We start from the raw sequence: 689 nt of genomic DNA, 5'->3' as shown, positions 1-689 counted from the left end.
GATCTCGGTGTCGCGGGCGGTGGCGCGGGCGCGCAGGGCCTGGCGTTCCTCGTCGGCGGCGTGCTCGTCGTGCATGGCCGGGTTCGGCGGTACGAGGAAGACGGCGTCGGATCCGTCGGCCGGCGGGACCGGGGCCAGCAGGGCGGCGGCCGTTCCGACGGCGACGGTGGAGCGGGGCAGCAGGGCGGCGCCGGAGAGCACCTCACGGGCCCGCGTGTGGGTGTCGGGGTCGGTGATGATGACGCCGTCGACGAGCTCGGGGCGGGCGGCGAGGACGGCGGCGTGGTCGGCCGGGGCCACGGACTGGGCGAGGTAGCGCCAGCCGGGCAGGGCCGGGATGCCGTGTTCGCCGAGGTACTCGACGGTGGCGAGGACGTCGGGGCCGGGCGGGAGCAGGCCGCCGTCGCCGAGGGCGCCGAGGATGCGGGAGTCGTCGGCGGCGGCGGTACGCAGCTCGAACAGCTGGCGTTCGGCCGAGCCGACGGTGTCGGCCAGGAGTTCGGCGAGGGTGTCGGCGTTGCGGTCGAGGTCCTCGGCGGTGAGGGCTCCGGCGGTGGTGGTGCCCTGGGCTGCGCCCGGCGCGCCGGTGTGCGCTCCCGCGGGGTGTCCGGGCCGGGTGGCGGATCCGCCGGGGCCGCCGGCGGCCTGCGTGGCCGTGCCCTGCGGTCCGCCGTGCGCGGCCGGGGCGG

General features: G+C 78.8%; 1 pseudogene. It reads right to left on the bottom strand.

Annotation, left to right across the window (positions count from 1 at the left end):
* Nucleotides 1-689, bottom strand: a pseudogene (locus tag VR44_RS40365) (hypothetical protein); the annotation flags it as partial.

The sequence above is a fragment of the Streptomyces katrae genome, from assembly GCF_000966975.1.
Lineage (GTDB): Bacteria > Actinomycetota > Actinomycetes > Streptomycetales > Streptomycetaceae > Streptomyces > Streptomyces katrae.
Note: the sequence above shows the minus strand (reverse complement) of the source record. Positions and strands in the feature narration are given on the sequence as shown.